This is a genomic window from Microbacterium sp. 8M, assembly GCF_902506375.1.
Lineage (GTDB): Bacteria > Actinomycetota > Actinomycetes > Actinomycetales > Microbacteriaceae > Microbacterium.
Map to the genome: position 1 here is coordinate 3,030,957 of NZ_LR733284.1, position 12,947 is coordinate 3,043,903.

At 72.1% G+C, this 12,947-nt stretch carries 14 protein-coding genes; 2 read left to right on the top strand and 12 right to left on the bottom strand.

Annotated elements, in window-relative coordinates; genetic code table 11:
• Position 1: 1 nt before the first annotated feature.
• The 9 genes from AERO9AM_RS14360 to paaA form a co-directional block, all read right to left on the bottom strand.
• Entirely contained in the window at positions 2-403 is a 402-nt protein-coding gene (locus tag AERO9AM_RS14360) for a MaoC/PaaZ C-terminal domain-containing protein (protein WP_159576758.1), read from the bottom strand.
• Positions 400-888, bottom strand: coding sequence for an FAS1-like dehydratase domain-containing protein (locus tag AERO9AM_RS14365; RefSeq protein WP_159576759.1), 489 nt, complete (start codon positions 886-888; stop codon positions 400-402). The genes AERO9AM_RS14360 and AERO9AM_RS14365 overlap by 4 nt, the downstream gene beginning before the upstream one ends.
• Positions 889-934: 46 nt before the next feature.
• Positions 935-1,717: a sulfite exporter TauE/SafE family protein gene (locus AERO9AM_RS14370; protein WP_159577562.1), complete on the bottom strand. Its 783-nt coding sequence runs from the start codon at positions 1,715-1,717 to the stop codon at positions 935-937.
• Between the two features lie 93 nt (positions 1,718-1,810).
• On the bottom strand, positions 1,811-2,596 hold the full coding sequence (locus AERO9AM_RS14375; protein WP_159576760.1) for an enoyl-CoA hydratase/isomerase family protein: 786 nt from the start codon (positions 2,594-2,596) through the stop codon (positions 1,811-1,813).
• Positions 2,597-2,643: 47 nt separating this feature from the next.
• Entirely contained in the window at positions 2,644-3,870 is a 1,227-nt protein-coding gene (gene paaE / locus AERO9AM_RS14380) for a 1,2-phenylacetyl-CoA epoxidase subunit PaaE (protein ID WP_159576761.1), read from the bottom strand.
• On the bottom strand, positions 3,870-4,364 hold the full coding sequence (gene paaD / locus AERO9AM_RS14385; protein WP_442923260.1) for a 1,2-phenylacetyl-CoA epoxidase subunit PaaD: 495 nt from the start codon (positions 4,362-4,364) through the stop codon (positions 3,870-3,872). The genes paaE and paaD overlap by 1 nt, the downstream gene beginning before the upstream one ends.
• Positions 4,361-5,194: a 1,2-phenylacetyl-CoA epoxidase subunit PaaC gene (paaC, locus tag AERO9AM_RS14390; protein WP_159576763.1), complete on the bottom strand. Its 834-nt coding sequence runs from the start codon at positions 5,192-5,194 to the stop codon at positions 4,361-4,363. The genes paaD and paaC overlap by 4 nt, the downstream gene beginning before the upstream one ends.
• Entirely contained in the window at positions 5,191-5,496 is a 306-nt protein-coding gene (paaB, locus tag AERO9AM_RS14395) for a 1,2-phenylacetyl-CoA epoxidase subunit PaaB (RefSeq protein WP_159576764.1), read from the bottom strand. The genes paaC and paaB overlap by 4 nt, the downstream gene beginning before the upstream one ends.
• Positions 5,493-6,461 (bottom strand): 1,2-phenylacetyl-CoA epoxidase subunit PaaA, encoded by a 969-nt coding sequence (gene paaA, locus AERO9AM_RS14400; protein ID WP_159576765.1) that lies wholly within the window; start codon positions 6,459-6,461, stop codon positions 5,493-5,495. The genes paaB and paaA overlap by 4 nt, the downstream gene beginning before the upstream one ends.
• Positions 6,462-6,631: 170 nt before the next feature.
• Here paaA and paaI point away from each other — a divergent pair, with 170 nt between their 5' ends.
• Positions 6,632-7,069 (top strand): hydroxyphenylacetyl-CoA thioesterase PaaI, encoded by a 438-nt coding sequence (gene paaI / locus AERO9AM_RS14405; RefSeq protein WP_159576766.1) that lies wholly within the window; start codon positions 6,632-6,634, stop codon positions 7,067-7,069.
• Positions 7,066-8,367: a phenylacetate--CoA ligase PaaK gene (paaK, locus tag AERO9AM_RS14410; protein ID WP_159576767.1), complete on the top strand. Its 1,302-nt coding sequence runs from the start codon at positions 7,066-7,068 to the stop codon at positions 8,365-8,367. Before paaI ends, paaK begins: the two co-directional genes overlap by 4 nt.
• Positions 8,368-8,386: 19 nt before the next feature.
• On the opposite strand, the gene AERO9AM_RS14415 is transcribed toward paaK, so the two are convergent.
• The 3 genes from AERO9AM_RS14415 to paaZ form a co-directional block, all read right to left on the bottom strand.
• The gene (locus AERO9AM_RS14415; RefSeq protein WP_236602630.1) at positions 8,387-9,988 is read right to left on the bottom strand and encodes an urea amidolyase family protein; all 1,602 of its coding nucleotides are present in this window, start codon (positions 9,986-9,988) and stop codon (positions 8,387-8,389) included.
• Positions 9,985-10,740 carry a 5-oxoprolinase subunit PxpA gene (gene pxpA, locus AERO9AM_RS14420; RefSeq protein WP_159576768.1) on the bottom strand — a complete coding sequence of 252 codons (756 nt, stop codon included), beginning with the start codon at positions 10,738-10,740 and terminating at the stop codon, positions 9,985-9,987. The genes AERO9AM_RS14415 and pxpA overlap by 4 nt, the downstream gene beginning before the upstream one ends.
• 76 nt (positions 10,741-10,816) lie before the next feature.
• Positions 10,817-12,946, bottom strand: coding sequence for a phenylacetic acid degradation bifunctional protein PaaZ (paaZ, locus tag AERO9AM_RS14425; protein WP_442923261.1), 2,130 nt, complete (start codon positions 12,944-12,946; stop codon positions 10,817-10,819).
• Position 12,947 lies beyond the last annotated feature (1 nt).

Consider the following 12,947-nt stretch of genomic DNA (forward strand, 5'->3'; position numbering starts at 1 on the left):
GTCAGAGCGAGTCCGCAGCGATCCGAAGCTGCGCCTTGACCAGCACCGTGGTGTCGGCGTGCTTGACCACGAGATCCACGCGCACCGCGGTGTCATCGACGGCGCCGACCTTGGCGGTGATCGCGACGTCGGCGCCGTCCTGCGGGTCGACCACCACGGGGCGGGCGAAGCGCACGCCGTAGTCCAGGATCCGCGCGGTGCCGGGGAGCGCCGCCACGACGACCGACGAGGCGACGCCCATGGTCAGCATGCCGTGCGCGAGCACGCCGGGCAGCCCCACCTCGGCGGCGATGTCGTCGCGGTAGTGGATCGGGTTGAAGTCGCCGGACGCCCCGGCGTAGCGGACCAGCGACTCGCGCGTGAGGTGCACGGTGCGCTCGGCGATGATGTCTCCGACGTTCACGCGGTGGCCTCCTCGGCGTTCTCGGCGCTCTCGGACGCGACGGGCGCGTCGCTGACGAGCAGGACGCTGGTCGCGGTCACGACGTGCTCGCCGGCGGCGTCGCGGATCTCGGCGTCGCTGGTGATCATCGACGCAGGGCCCATGGCACGGATGCCGGTGACGCGCAGCTGCGCCGTGAGCTCGTCGCCCGCCACGATCGGACGGCTGTAGGTGAAGCGCTGCTCGGCGTGCACCGTCCGCGCCAGCACGATGCCGGAGTCCTCGAGGCTCAGCAGCTGCTGCAGGGTGAGATCCTGGATGACCATCGCGAAGGTGGGCGGCGCGACGACGTCGGCGAAGCCGAGCGCCTGCGCGGCGGCGACGTCGGTGTGCTGCGGGGCGTCGGCGAACACCGCGCGCGCGAACTCGCGCACCTTCTCGCGGCCGACGAGGTATGCGGGTGTCGGCGGGAACTCACGTCCGACCAGTTCAGGATTCACGGGCACCCCTCGATCCTAGCGAGCGGTTCCGGACGCCGACCTGGACGGCGGCTCAGGCGGTGCGGGCGCGGCGGCCCCGGATGGCCTTGAGCGCCATCTGGATCGCGATGAAGACGAGGTAGACCGCGAACAGCACGTTGCCCACGAACGGATCCACGAGCGTGGCGAGCCACGCTCCGAGCGCGGTCGTGGTGCAGGCGGCGACGCCGACGAGCGCTGCGGCGAGGAGATCCACATTGTGGTGCCGCAGGTTGCCGATCGTGCCGGAGATCGCCGTCGGGATCATCATCAGCAGCGACGTGCCCTTGGCGACGAGGTCGCTCGTGCCGAACGCGAGCATGAGCACCGGGACCACCACGATGCCGCCGCCGACGCCGATGAGCCCCGCGAGCACACCGGTGAACAGCCCCAGCACCAGCAGCAGGGCGCCGCTCAGCCAGGTCAGCTCGAGCACCGCGCCGCGCGACGGGATGACCAGGAACAGGCTCACGATCACGATGGCGAGGAAGCCCACGAACCCCCAGCGCAGCGCCGTCTGCGAGATCCGCGGCAGCAGCCTCGTGCCGATCTGCGCGCCGATGACGGATCCGATCGCGAGGATGATCGCCGGGATCCACGCGACCGCGTCGTGCACGGCGTAGGAGATCACGCCGACGGCAGCCGTGGGCACGATCGCCGCGAGCGAGGTGCCGGCGCCGAGGCGCTGGTCGAAGCCGAGCAGCAGCACCAGGAGCGGCACGATGACCGTGCCGCCTCCGACGCCGAAAAGACCGGAGAGCAGACCCGCGGCGAGCCCGATCCCGATGAAGGACGCGTAGGCGCGAGGCCCGCGCATCCGCTTCACGACTGGCTCGCCCACAGCTGCTCCTTGCCCGCTCGCGCCGAGAGGCGCAGCGCCGTCCAGCCTACTCAGCCCCGGCCGGCCGACTCAGCGGCCGTGGAACCGCGGCGCCCGCTTCTCCTGGAACGCGGCGAAGCCCTCGCGGTAGTCGTCGGTGTCGCACAGTGCCGCCTGCGCCGCGTTCTCCTGGCGCATCGACCGCCACAGCCCCAGCCGGTCGTCCCGCAGCGCGGCGACGAGGCGCTTGCTCGCGACGAACGCGGCGGTGGCGCCGTCCGCGGCGCGGGCGGCCGCGGCGAGCGTGGCGTCGACGACCTCATCCGCCGGCAGCACCTGCGAGAACAGTCCCGCGGCGACCGCCTCGGATCCGCTCATCAGGCGCCCGGTGTAGATGAGGTCGAGGGTGCGGTGCGCACCGAGACGCTCCACGAACAGCGCGTGGCCGCCCGAGTCCAGAGTGGCGCCGAGCGCGGCGAAGGGGGATCCGATCTTCGCGCTGTCGGCGACGTACACGACGTCGGTCGCGATGAGCAGGCCCAGCCCCACGCCGAGGCACGCGCCCTGCGCGGCAGCGAAGGTCGGCGCGGGGAACGCCGACATCCGCTGCAGCACGGGCGTGACCAGGCCGTCCAGGTACCCCATCACGTCGTCGTCACGCGGATCCACCCCCGAGATGTCACGGCCGGCGCAGAACGCCCGCCCCTCGCCGCGCAGCACGAGCGCGCGCACTCCGACGCGCTCTGCCTCGGCGTACGCGTCGCCGAGATCGCGCACCGCCTGCTCGTCGAGCGCATTGAGCTTCGCGGGGTTGTTCAGCACGACGTGCGCGACGGCGGCGCCGTCCGGGGTGGTGACGATGTCGAAGTCGATCACGGTTCCTCCTTGGTCCCTGAGCTTGTCGAAGGGGCGGGCAGGGCGGTTCACACGTCGTAGTCGACGACGACGCGGTCCGAGGTGGGGTGGGACTGGCAGGTGAGCACGTAGCCGCGGTCGAGCTCGTCCTGCTCGAGCGCGTAGTTCTCGGTCATCGTGACGGATCCGTCCACGAGGCGCGCCCGGCAGGTGCCGCACACCCCGCCCGCGCACGCGAACGGCACGTCCGGACGCACGCGCAGCGCGGCGTTGAGGATCGACTCGTTCGCGGACACCGGCGTCTCCACGGAGCCGGACTGGCCGTCGAGGGTGAAGTCGATCGTGCGCACCGGCTCGTCCTCGCGCACCTCGATCGGGCGCCCCGCATCCGGCCGCTCCTGCCCCGGCTCGCCCGTCGTGAACAGCTCGTAGCGCACGTGCGCGGGCTCCACGCCGATGTCGGCGAGGGTGTCGCGGCACAGCTGCACGAGGTCGAACGGTCCGCACAGGAACCACTCGTCGACGGTCGCCGGCAGCACGAGGGCGTCGAGGATGCCCCGCAGCCGCTCTTCGTCGATCCGGCCGGACAGCAGCGGGGCGGAGCGCTGCTCGCGTGTGAGGACGTGGTGCACGGCGAAGCGGGTGGGATAGCGGTCCTTCAGGTCCGCGAGGTCGTCCAGGAACATGACGTCGGTCGCGCGGCGGTTCGTGTAGACCAGCGTGAACCGACTGCTCTCCGAACGCGCGAGCACCGTCGCGGCGAGCGCCATGAGCGGCGTGATGCCCGACCCCGCGGCGATGCCGGCCACGTGCGCCCCGTCGAGGGCGGCGAGCGCCGAGGTGAACGTGCCCTGCGGGCTCATCACGTCGATCCGGTCCCCCGCATGCAGCTCCGTCTGGGCCCAGGTCGAGAAGCGGCCGCCGCGGTCGCGCTTGATCGCCACGCTCACGGATCCGCGCGACGGCGGACGGCACAGCGAGTACGACCGGCGCACCTCGCGCCCGTCGAGCTCGGCGCGCAGCGCGACGTGCTGCCCGGCGAGGTAGTCGAACTCCCCCGCGAGCTCGTCCGGCACCGCGAAGGTGACCTCGATCGAATCGGCCGTGAGCGGGCGCACCTCCTGCACGGTGAGCGTGTGGAAGCGCGCGCGCCGCCGAGGCGCCGCACCGCCCGCCGACGAGCCTCCGACGACGCTGTGCAGCAGCGCACCGGCGATGCGCTCCGTCTCCGCGTCGGTGTCGGCGGGCGGAGTGCTCAGATGCCACAGCCCGTGGCTGCGCGTGAGGGACGCCATCAGATCGCCTTGAAGTGGTCGAAGGGCTCCAGGCACGCGCGGCACTCGTAGAGCGCCTTGCACGACGTGGATCCGAAGCGGGAGACCTCGCGGGTGTCCAGGGATCCGCAGCGCGGGCAGCGCACGCCGAGTGCGATCCGCACCGGTCCCTGAGCACGTCGCAGGGCGGCGCCTCCCGTCGGCGGCGCGATGCCGTACGCCGTGAGCTTGCGTTTGCCCTCGTCGCTCATCCAGTCCGTGGTCCAGGCGGGCGAGAGCACGAGGCGCACCTCGACGTCGTCAAAGCCCGCGCGGGTCAGCGCGAGCTCGACGTCGTCGCGGATCGCGTCCATCGCGGGGCACCCGCTGTAGGTCGGCGTGATGTCGACGCGGATCCGGTCGCCGTCGACAGCCACGTCGCGCAGCACCCCGAGGTCTTCGATGGTCAGCACCGGCACCTCCGGATCCTTCACCGCGGCGACCGCCTCCCAGGCGCGCTCGCGCAGCCCGGTCACCACGTCGCCCCCGGGTGCCGGCGGGCGAGCACCTGCATCTCCGACAGGATGTGCCCGAGCGGGGTGGCATGGGATCCGTGGCGTCCGCCGCCGGCCGAGGTGGGCCCCGCGGGGATCTCCAGCTCGGCCTCGGCGAACACCGCGGCGATCACGGCGTCGAAGCCGGCGCGCAGCGAGGACGGGCGCACAGCTGCGTCGCCGAGGCGGTCGATGAGCGCCTCATCGCGGAACAGCTCCGCAGCGTACGGCCACACGTCGGCGACGGCGCGGATCATCCGGCGGCGCGATTCGTCGGTGCCGCCGGCGAGGCGCAGCGTCCACTGCACGGCGTGGTCGCGGTGGTAGTCGACCTCCTTGACCGCCTTCGCGGCGATCGCCGCGAAGGTCGGATCCGTGCTGCCGCGCAGTGCGGAGTACAGCTCGAACATGTACGCGCTCGCCAGCAGCTGCCGCGCGATCGTCTGGGCGAAGTCGCCGTTGGGCTGCTCCACGAGCCAGCAGCTGCGGAACTCGCCCTCGTCGCGGAAGTAGGCGAGGTCGTCCTCGCTGCGGCCGTCCCAGGATCCGGCGTAGCGGAGGAAGGAGCGGGCGTGCCCGAGCAGGTCCAGGGCGATGTTGCCGAGCGCCACGTCCTCCTCGAGCTCTGGCGCGTAGGTGATCCATGCACCGAGCTGCTGCGAGAGGATCAGAGCGTCGTCGCCGAGCCAGAGCGCGTACTCCGCGATGTCGGCGGAGGGCGCGCGCTCCCCGGAGCCGGCGAGCTCGGCGCTGAGGGAGAGCTCCTCGACGGAGACGTCGCCGTGCGGGTCGAACTCGTCGTGCGCGCTCACAGGTGCGGCACCCCCTCGGACGCCGTGTAGTACACGGCGTGGCGGTAGTTCTTCCCGGCCGGACTCTCGAAGAACGCGCCCTTGTCGTCGGGGTCGCTCGTGGTGATGGCGTCGGCCGGCACGACCCACACAGAGGTGCCCTCGTTGCGCCGGGTGTACAGGTCGCGCGCATTGCGCAGTGCCATTTCCGCGTCGGGCGCGTGCAGGGATCCGACGTGCACATGGCTGAGCCCGCGGTTCGCGCGCACGAACACCTCGTACATCGGCCAGGTCTCCTCAGGGGATGCGCCGGGGGTCGTCATGCCGCCACCTCCTGCCGCAGGGCCTGCTTGCGGGCGTACTCGGCGGCCGCCTCGCGCACCCACGCACCCTCCGCGTGAGCGTCGCGGCGGCGCTGCAGCCGCTCCGCGTTGCAGGGGCCGTTGCCGCGGACGACCTCGAAGAACTCGTCCCAGTCGATCTCGCCCATCGCGTACTGTCCGGTCTCCTCGTCGTAGCGGAGCTCCGGATCCGGCAGCGTGACGCCCAGGATCTCTGCCTGCGGCACGAGCATCCCGACGAAGCGCTGGCGCAGCTCGTCATTCGAGAAGCGCTTGATCTTCCACTGCATCGACTGCGCCGAGTTCGGCGACTGGTCGTCCGGCGGGCCGAACATCGCCAGCGCCGGCCAGTACCAGCGGTTCACGGCGTCCTGCGCCATCGCGCGCTGCTCCTCGGATCCCTGCATGAGCGTGAGCAGGATCTCGAAGCCCTGGCGCTGGTGGAACGACTCCTCCTTGCAGATGCGCACCATGGCGCGCCCGTAGGGGCCGTACGAGGCACGGCAGAGCGGCACCTGGTTGCAGATCGCGGCCCCGTCGACGAGCCAGCCGATCGCCCCCATGTCGGCCCAGGTGGGCGTCGGGTAGTTGAAGATCGACGAGTACTTGGCCTTGCCGTCGATGAGCTGCTGCATCATCTCATCGCGGGTGATGCCGAGCGTCTGCGCGGCGGAGTAGAGGTAGAGACCGTGGCCCGCTTCGTCCTGCACCTTGGCCATCAGGATCGCCTTGCGCTTCAGGCTCGGGGCGCGCGTGATCCAGTTGCCCTCGGGCTGCATGCCGATGATCTCCGAATGCGCATGCTGGGAGATCTGGCGGATCAGGGTCTTCCGGTACGCCTCGGGCATCCAGTCGCGCGGCTCGATCCGCTGCTCGTTCGCGACGAGCTCGTCGAAGAGGGCCTGCGCATCCAGGTCTTCGGCCGCCGTCACCGGTGGAACAGTCATCGTCGACTCCCTGTGCTCGTTCATCCGCGGGCCCGCCGACCCGCGGAATGAATTACCTACCGTTCGTACAGTAATTATGGCACACTCGTATCGTTCGTAGAAGGACAGCCCTTCGCGAACCGGATCCGGCCGGCGGTTCGGATCCTCGTGCATCGTTCGAAGGAGAGCCGATGTCCCAGCCCGCTGAGCTGCGGCCGATGATGCGCCGCGATCGGGCGTCCCACGCCCTCGGCATGCGCGTGGAGGTGGACGAACCGGGCCGCGCCGTGGTCTCGATGACCGTGCGCGAGGACATGCTGAACGGCTTCGATATCACACATGGCGGACTCGTCTTCGCGCTGGCCGACACGGCGTTCGCGATCGTCTGCAACGAGGACGAGAAGGTGACGGTCGCCGCAGGCGCCGACATCACCTTCCTCAAGTCCACGCGCGCGGGTCAGGTGCTCACCGCCACCGGATCCCGTCGTGCGCGCAACGGCCGCACCGGCCTGTACGACATCACCGTGACCGACGAGACCGGCGACGTCGTCGCCGAGTTCCGCGGCCGGTCGCTCACCACGAACCGCCCGTTCCCTGCGACGGGCTCAGGGACCGAGGAGGACACATGACCGACATCACGACGGACCAGGCGACGAACGCCGACGCCGTGCATCTCGATCCGGAGCGACTGCGCGCCCTTCAGCTCGAGCGACTGCGGTGGTCGGTGCACCACGCGTACGAGAACGTGCCGTTCTACCGGCGCGCGTTCGAACGCGCAGGCATGCATCCCGACGACGTGCGGTCGCTGACGGATCTCGCGCGGCTGCCGTTCACGACGAAGAACGACCTGCGCGAGTACTACCCGTTCGGGATGTTCGCGGTGCCGATGGCCGACGTGCGGCGGATCCATGCATCCTCGGGCACCACCGGCCGGCCCACGGTGGTCGGCTACACGCAGACCGACCTCGACAACTGGGCCGACCTCATCGCCCGGTCGCTGACCGCCGCCGGGGTGCAGCCGGGCTGGAAGGTGCACAACGCCTACGGCTACGGCCTGTTCACGGGCGGACTCGGGGCGCACGCCGGCATCGAGCGGCTGGGGGCGACCGTGATCCCGATGTCGGGCGGGCAGACCGCCCGGCAGGTGCAGCTGATCCGCGACTTCGAGCCCGATGCGATCATGTGCACGCCGACGTACCTGCTCACCATCGCCGACGCGATGGAGGAGGCCGGGATGGATCCGCGTGCCACCTCGCTCAAGGTGGGGATCCTCGGTGCGGAGCCGTGGACCAACGAGATGCGCCACCAGATCGAGCAGCGGCTGAACATCGACGCGGTCGACATCTACGGCCTCAGCGAGGTCATGGGCCCCGGCGTCGCGATGGAGGCGGCCGCCACGAAGGACGGCCCGCACATCTGGGAGGACCACTTCCTGCCCGAGATCATCGACCCGGAGTCCGGGGAGCCGGTGCCCGACGGCGAGCCGGGCGAGCTCGTGTTCACTTCGCTCACGAAGCAGGCGTTCCCGGTGATCCGCTACCGCACCCGGGATCTCACCCGGCTGCTCCCCGGATCCGCTTACCCCGCCATGCGCCGGATCGAGAAGATCACCGGCCGCGACGACGACATGATCATCCTGCGCGGGGTGAATCTCTTCCCCACGCAGATCGAGGAGATCGCGCTCGGGATCGAGACGCTCACCCCGCACTTCATCCTCGAACTCACCCGCCAGGGGCACCTCGACGCGCTCACCGTGCGGATCGAGCGGCACCCCGAGATCGCCGCAGCCGCGGCCGCGGCCGCCGCCGAGGTGCTGAAGCTGCGGATCAAGACGTCGATCGGCACCTCCGTCGACGTCAGGGTCGAGGAGCCCGGATCCCTCCCCCGCAGCGAGGGCAAGTACAAGCGTCTGTACGACCTCCGCTGAACGGACGACGTTCGTCGCGTCAGCGGGCGTGGCGGAAGCGGATGCGGGTGCCCGAGCGCGCCTGGCCGAGCAGATCGAGCGCGGAATCGACCACGACCGCGATCACCGGATAGCCGCCGGTGACGGGGCCGTCGGCGAGGAGGATCGTCGGCCCGCCCCGGGGCGGCACCTGCATCGCGCCGGGCACCATGCCCTCGCTCGGCAGCTCCTGCCGAGCGCCGTGCAGACGATCGCCCGCGCGCTCGAGCACGGGACCCTCGAGGCGGATGCCGACGCGGTCGGCCTGCGCACCCACGGTCCAGACGCCCTCGAACAGGGCCGACAGTGCGGACGGCGCGAACCAGTCGGCACGCGGGCCGTGCGTCACGGCGATGACCAGTTCATCCTGCGGCGCGCCCCACGGCGCGAGGTCGTTGGCGGGGATGGGCGCCGGCGGCTCGGCACCCACCGGCACCGCATCGCCGGCGCGCAACGGCGCAGGCCCCAGGCCCGCGAGCGTGTCGCAGCTGCGCGAGCCGACGGCGGGCGGGACGTCGAGCCCGCCGCGCACCGCGAGATAGGCTCGCGCCCCCTGGGCGAACCAGTCGAGGTGCAGCTCCGCCCCGGCCGGCCAGGCATGCGCGACGTCGGGGTCGATCCGCTTCCCGTCGAGGGAGGCCTCGCCCCACGCTCCGGTGACGGCGAACCAGGCGTCGGCGGTCGCGATGGCGCGGAACCCGCCCATCGCGATCTCGAACGCGGCGGCATCCTCGGAGTTGCCGACGAGCCGGTTCGCCAGGCGGAGGGCTGCCCGGTCCACCGCGCCGGACCGCGCGATGCCCAGGTGCGCGCGGCCAGGACGCCCGAGATCCTGCACGGTGGTGAGGAGGCCCGGGTCGAGGATCCGCACCGCCGGTCGCGTCGCCGCCGTGGCCGTCCCGGACGGGGTGGACCGCTCCGCCCGCGGCGACGCCGACCCGGGCCCGGCCGCGGACGCGAGCGCGGCGGCCGGGACGGCGCGGAAGCGCACCTGCGCCCCCGGCTCGAGCAGCACCGGGGATCCGACGTCGGACGCCGCATCGGGGTCGAAGAGGCGGGCCGCGGTGCGCCCGATGAGGCGCCAGCCGCCCGGCGTCTCGCGCGGATACGCGCCGGAGAACTCCGCGGCGAGCCCGATCGCGCCGGCGGGCACCCGCGGGCGGGGCGACGCGAGCCGCGGCACCTGGTAGGGCCAGTCGGCGCTGACGAGGTAGCCGAACCCCGGCGCGAACCCGGTGAACGCCACCCGCCAGCGTGCCTCCGTGTGCGCGGCGACGAGCGCCTCGCGGGACAGCCCGATCAGCTCCGCGGCATCGTCGAGGTCGGCCCCGTCGTACACCACGTCGAGCTCGACCGACACGGGATCCGCGACGACCCCCGGATCCGCCTCGGTCGCCGCTCGCTCGATCCAGGTGCGGGCGGCGGCGAGCGGCAGGAGCGCCGGGTCGACGCGGACGAGAACGGTGCGCGCCGCGGGTACCAGCTCGACCACGCCGTCGGGTGGGGATGCGCTGAGCGCCGCGTGCAGGGCGAGCACCGCGTCCAGCGAGTCGACCTCGGCGAGGAGCGCGGCATCTCCCATCGGCCGCACGAGCGCGGTCACCAGGGCGCCTCGACCGTGATCCCGGCGCTGTCGAGTGCGGCGCGCACGGCCCGCGCCATCGCCACGGCGGCAGGCGAGTCCCCGTGCACGCAGAAGGAATGCGCGTCCACGTGCACGATCGTCCCGTCGACGTCGATGACCTCGCCGGCGCGGGCGAGTCGCACGGCGCGCTCGGCAGCGGCCTGCGGATCATCGAGCACCGCACCCGGCTCGCCGCGCGGCACGAGCGTACCGTCCGGGCGGTAGCCGCGATCGAGGAAGGCCTCACGCCGGAACGGCAGGCCGTGCGCGATGGCCTCGGCCTCGATCGCGGCGCCGAGCCCGAGGATCGGGACGGCGCGGCCGAGTTCCCCGGCGAGATCCGCGACCGCGGAGGCGACCGCACGGGCCGTCCCGGGATCGGACCCCGCCGCGTGGTACAGCGCGCCGTGCGGCTTCACATAGCGGATGTCCGCCCCGGCGGCGCGCAGGGCGGCGAGCTGATCCGCGACCTGCACGCGGAGGGTCGCGGGATCGATCGCCACCACGACGCGGCCGAAGTTCGCCCGGTCAAGGTAGGACGGATGCGCGCCGATCGCGACACCGGTGCGGGCGGCCCGATCCGCGGCGGCGGCCATGGATGCGGCATCGCCCGCATGACCGCCGCACGCGATGCTCGCGCTCGAGACCACGGCGAACATCGCGTCATCATCCGCGGTGGGCCGGCCGTCCACGGTCTCACCGAGGTCGGCGTTGAGGTCGATGCGGCGCATGGCTCCAGGCTACGGATCACGCGGCCGGGCCGCACCCGGGTGCGCCCGCCGGGTCGCCCTCGCTCAGGCGCCCCGGTCAGGCGGCGGCGCCCTTCGTCTCGTCGCTGCGCTCCTCGCTCAGGGACCGTTGTTCCCCACTCCCAGACCGCTGCTTCTCGACGAGGGTCAGCACGTCGTAGGTCGCCACCACCTCGTCGCGCTGGTTGTGGATCACCGCGTCCCAGCGCACCTCGCCGTAGTCATCGGTCTCGCGCGGCGTGATCTGCTTCGCCGTGAGCGTGACCCGGATCGCATCGCCCGGCTTCACGGGCGTGAGGAAGCGCAGGTTCTCCAGCCCGTAGTTCGCGAGCACGGGGCCCGGCTCGGGCGAGACGAACAGGCCCGCCGCCCAGGACACCAGCAGGTAGCCGTGCGCGACCCGGCCGCCGAAGAACGGGTTCGCCGCGGCGGCCTCCTCGTCCATGTGCGCGTAGAACGTGTCGCCCGTGGAGTGCGCGAACGCCTCGATGTCCTCCAGCGACAGCTCGCGCAGCCCCGACTCCACCTGGTCGCCCAGGCGCAGCTCGGCCAGCGACTTGCGGAACGGGTGCACGGCGCGGTCGGTGCCGGCACCGGTGTGCCAGACGCCTGTGACGGCGGTGAGGATCTCCGGAGTCCCCTGGACCGCCGTGCGCTGCATGAAGTGCATGACGGCGCGGATCCCGCCGAGCTCCTCGCCGCCGCCCGCACGCCCCGGGCCGCCGTGCACGAGGTGCGGCACCGGCGAACCGTGCCCCGTCGAGGTGCGCGCGTCGTCGCGGTTGAGGAACAGCACGCGTCCGTTGAACGCGGCGATGCCCGCAAGCAGCTCGGCCGCCACCTCCGGATCCTTCGTCGCGACGCTCGTCACGAGCGACCCGCCACCGCGCCCGACGAGCTCGGCCGCCTCCGCGACCGTGGAGTACCCGAGCACGCTGGAGACCGGGCCGAACGCCTCGACCTCGTGCACCGCGGGGGCGGCCGTGTCGGTGAACCCGACGAGCATCGGCGCGACGAACGCGCCCTCCGCGGCCGGGCCGACGCTGCCGTCGGCACGCAGGACGGACGGCGGCTCGGTCGAGCCGAGCAGCAGCTCTCCGCCCGCGGCCTGCAGCGCGGCCACCTGCCGCAGCACCTCGTCGCGCTGCTCGACGGAGACCAGCGGCCCCATGGTCACCCCCTCGGCGTGCGGGTCGCCGATCACGACCCGCTCGGCGATCTTCGCCCGCAGCGCATCGACGAGCGGATCCACGAGCGGCGCCGGCACGATCGCGCGGCGGATCGCGGTGCACTTCTGGCCCGCCTTCGTGGTCAGCTCGATCATGAGCTGCTTCACGTAGGCGTCGAACTCCGGGGTGTCCGGCGTCGCGTCCGGGCCGAGCACGGACGCGTTGATCGAATCGGTCTCGCTCGTGAAGCGCACCCCGTCGGCCGCCTGCGCCCGCAGCCCCGCAGCCGTCGACGCGCTGCCGGTGAACGCGACGAGGTCGCCCAGGCGGAGCAGGTCGAAGATCCCCGGCAGGGATCCGCTCACGAGCTGCAGGGATCCGTCCGGCAGCAGACCGGAGTCGACGAGCATCCGCACCCACGCCTCCGCGATGTACGCGGTCGGCGTCGCGGGCTTCACGATCGAAGGGACGCCGGCGAGGAACGCCGGGGCGAACTTCTCCAGTGCACCCCACATCGGGAAGTTGAAGGCGTTGATCTGCACGGCGACGCCGGGCAGGCGCGTGTAGACGTGCCGGCCGAGGAAGGATCCGTCCTTGGACAGCGGCTCGACCGGTCCGTCCAGGATCACTTTCGCATTCGGCAGCTCGCGGCGGCCCTTCGACGAGTACGTGAAGAGCACGCCGATGCCGCCGTCGACGTCGGCGTAGGAGTCGCGCACGGTGGATCCGGAGCGCTTGGAGAGCTCGTACAGCTCCTCCTTGTGCTCGGTGAGCACCATCGCCATCTGCTTGAGCAGCAGGGCGCGCTGGTGGAAGGTGAGGGCGCCGAGGCTGCGCTGCCCCACGGTGCGCGCGTAGTCGACGGCACCCGCGAGATCGATGCCGGTGGAGTCGACCCGCACGATCTCCTCGCCCGTCGACGCGTCGCGCACGATAGTCCCGCCGTCGGACGCTGCGGACGTCCACCAGGATCCCTGCAGGTAGCTCGGCAGCAGGTCGGTCATCTCACGGTGCTCCATC

Excerpts from the sequence above, each read along its gene's own strand:
- pxpA (WP_159576768.1), bottom strand. The coding sequence starts at position 10,740 with ATGCGCCGCATCGACCTCAACGCCGACCTCGGTGAGACCGTGGACGGC.
- paaA (WP_159576765.1), bottom strand. The coding sequence starts at position 6,461 with ATGACTGTTCCACCGGTGACGGCGGCCGAAGACCTGGATGCGCAGGCC.
- AERO9AM_RS14370 (WP_159577562.1), bottom strand. The coding sequence starts at position 1,717 with ATGCGCGGGCCTCGCGCCTACGCGTCCTTCATCGGGATCGGGCTCGCC.
- paaI (WP_159576766.1), top strand. The coding sequence starts at position 6,632 with ATGTCCCAGCCCGCTGAGCTGCGGCCGATGATGCGCCGCGATCGGGCG.
- paaZ (WP_442923261.1), bottom strand. The coding sequence starts at position 12,946 with ATGGAGCACCGTGAGATGACCGACCTGCTGCCGAGCTACCTGCAGGGA.
- paaK (WP_159576767.1), top strand. The coding sequence starts at position 7,066 with ATGACCGACATCACGACGGACCAGGCGACGAACGCCGACGCCGTGCAT.
- paaE (WP_159576761.1), bottom strand. The coding sequence starts at position 3,870 with ATGGCGTCCCTCACGCGCAGCCACGGGCTGTGGCATCTGAGCACTCCG.
- paaB (WP_159576764.1), bottom strand. The coding sequence starts at position 5,496 with ATGACGACCCCCGGCGCATCCCCTGAGGAGACCTGGCCGATGTACGAG.